The organism is Phenylobacterium sp., from assembly GCF_044371015.1.
GTDB lineage: Bacteria > Pseudomonadota > Alphaproteobacteria > Caulobacterales > Caulobacteraceae > Phenylobacterium.
Genome location: NZ_JBILUK010000336.1, coordinates 1 through 2,722 on the forward strand (window position 1 = coordinate 1; position 2,722 = coordinate 2,722).

Consider the following 2,722-nt stretch of genomic DNA (forward strand, 5'->3'; position numbering starts at 1 on the left):
CTCTCGGGTGCCGACCACCAGCAGCGCCGTCACCAGCAGAGCGATGCCGGCGGCAGGCAGGTTGACCAGACCGCCGTCCAGCGGGCCGCGAACAAGGGTGTTCGGGATGTCGATGGCGAAGGCGTTCTCAATCAGTCCGACGGCATAACCCGACCAGCCCACCGACACAGCGCCGGCGGCGACAGCGTACTCAAGGATCAAGGCCCAACCGACCATCCAGGCCAGAAGTTCGCCCATCACCGCATAGCTGTAGGTGTAGGCCGAGCCCGAGACCGGGACCATGGCGGCCATCTCCGCGTAGCACAGAGCGGCTACCGCGCAGACGAAACCCGCGATGATGAACGCCAGGATCATGCCCGGGCCGGCCTTCTGAGCCGCCTCGGCTGTCAGAACGAAGATGCCGGTGCCGATGATCGCGCCGATCCCCAGCATGGTGAGCTGGAATGGCCCGAGCGTCCTGTGGAGCGACTTCTTCTCAGCCGTCGCCAGGATCGCATCAAGGGATTTCGTCCGCCACATAGCCCCTCCGTCCGGCGACTTTGAGCCGCCAAATTCCCACTAAATTTACCGTGACTTGCTTGCTGCCATGCGGTCAAGCGCCCGGTCGCCCGCGGGGTTCAGAGACCTCCAGGTTGCTCCGCATAGATTCGGATCAAGCGGTGCATGAACTCTCGCCCGTCCATCACGGACTGGACCGAAATATGCTCGTTCAGGCCGTGGATGTTGCCGGCGTCATCGCCCCGGAACAGCCCCGAGAACCCGTAGGTCGGAATGCCGACGGCGATCAGTCGGCCATTGTCGGTGCCGAAGGTTTCCTGCATCGGCGTGACCGGCACGCCGGGGAACATCTGGGCGGCGATCTCGCGGATCGGATCCATCAGCCGCGCCGTCAGCGGCGGCGCCGGCGGGCGCTGTCCGGCGGCGGCCGGCAATGCGCCGAGCGTGACGGTGATGCGCGGATCGGCCACCGCCTGGGTGATGGCCGACGTCACGCTCTCGGTCAAGGTGCCGGGCAAGAGCCGGCAGTTGATCGTGGCGCGCACGCGTTGCGGCTGGGCGTTGGCGGCGTGACCGCCCTCGATCAGGGTGGGGATGCAGGTGGTTCGCAGGATCGCGTTGTAGCTGACCTGGTGGTTGAGATGGGCGTTGGCCAGCGGGTCGTCGGGATTGACCAACAGATCGCGGATCGCGCGCGCTGTACCGGGATCGACCCGGCTTTGCAGCGCTTTGAAATAGCCACGATTGTTTTCGTTGAGCCTGGTGGGGAAGGTGAGCTTGCCGAGGCGCTCCAGGCCAGCACCCAGAATGGTGATCGGGTTCTCTCGGCGCGGCTTGGAGGAGTGGCCCCCAGGTCCGGTGACTTCAAGCGTGTAGCTGGCGAAGATCTTCTCAGCCGCCATCACTGTCACGGCCAACCGTCGTCCCTGGGCGTCGAGGTCTCCGCCGCCGCCTTCCGACAGCGCCAGATCCGCGTCGATAAGTTCGCGATGGTTCTGGGCCAACCAGCTGGCGCCGTTCAGCAGGTTGCCGCCCTCCTCGCCGCAGGTGAGCGCCATCTTGATCGTGCGTCGGGGGTTCAGGCCCTCGGCATGGTAGCGCACCATTGTGTCCGCCCAGATGGCGGTCTGCGCCTTCATGTCGGAGACCCCCCGACCATAAAACTCCCCGCCTTCCTCGATCAGGACAAAGGGGTCGCGGGTCCAGTCCTCGCGGCGCGCATTGACCACATCGATATGGCCCAGCATCAGCACCGCCTTGGCCTTGGGATCGCGGCCCGGCAGCACGGCGACGATGTTGCCGGCGCGTTTATCAGCCTCCGGCACAAGCACGTGAACATTGGCGGCAGGGAAGCCCGCGGCGATCATCCGCGCGGCGATGCGGTTGGAGAGTAAGGTGCAATCGCCCGTGGCGGCGGAAGTGTCGGTCTCCACCATCTCCTTGAACATTGCCCGGAAGGCGGCTTCCCTGGGCTGTTGAGCCTGGGCCGTCGCTGCAAATCCCGAGACGCCAATCGCCAAAGCGAGCGCCATGCTTACGACGCGCATCTTGTCGTCTCCCCCTGCCCCGGGGCGATGGGATGGTCCGCGGCGTGGACTGTCAAGCAGGCGCCGCCGCGGCTCGAGTCTTTCGTCTGAACGCCGATCAGCTATCCTCGGTGAGGGGCAAGGAGATAAGGCGTGGCAATGGAACACTTTGACGTCGTGATCGTGGGGGCAGGGCTCTCAGGGGTCGGGGCCGCGCGGCACCTGCAGACGTCATGTCCCGACCGGACGTTCGTGATCTTCGAAGGTCGCGACTCCATCGGAGGCACCTGGGACCTTTTCCGCTATCCGGGCATCCGGTCGGACAGTGACATGTACACTTTGGGTTACGCATTCAAACCGTGGCGGGAGGCGAAGGCGATCGCCGACGGTCCGGCGATCCTGAAGTATATCCGAGATGCCGCTGAAGAAGGCGGAGTGAACCGGCATATCCGGTTCGGGTCCAAGGTGACCCGGGCGTCGTGGTCCTCAGAAACGGCCACATGGACAGTGGACGTCGCGCGGGGTGGGGAGACCGTAACGGTCAGCTGCAACTTCATCTTCCTTTGCGGCGGCTACTATTCCTATGACGCGGGCTACACGCCCGAGTTTCCGGGGCTGGAGAGCTTTCAGGGCTCGGTGGTTCACCCGCAAGCATGGCCGGAAGGCCTGGACTACGCCGGCAAGCGTGTGGTGGTGAT

3 protein-coding genes are annotated in these 2,722 nt (G+C 65.0%); 1 reads left to right on the forward strand and 2 read right to left on the reverse strand.

Features of this window, described 5'->3' with window-relative positions:
* Together ACIQ3R_RS17285 and ACIQ3R_RS17290 are read right to left on the reverse strand one after the other, a co-directional pair.
* Positions 1–519: amino acid permease (locus tag ACIQ3R_RS17285; RefSeq protein WP_397420087.1), on the reverse strand; the 519-nt coding region annotated here is incomplete at its 3' end.
* Between the two features lie 98 nt (positions 520–617).
* Entirely contained in the window at positions 618–2,045 is a 1,428-nt protein-coding gene (locus tag ACIQ3R_RS17290) for a M20/M25/M40 family metallo-hydrolase (protein WP_397420088.1), read from the reverse strand.
* Between the two features lie 138 nt (positions 2,046–2,183).
* On the opposite strand from ACIQ3R_RS17290, the gene ACIQ3R_RS17295 reads away from it, so the two are divergent.
* A partial coding sequence (locus ACIQ3R_RS17295) for a flavin-containing monooxygenase (RefSeq protein WP_397420089.1) occupies positions 2,184–2,722 on the forward strand: 539 nt, incomplete at its 3' end.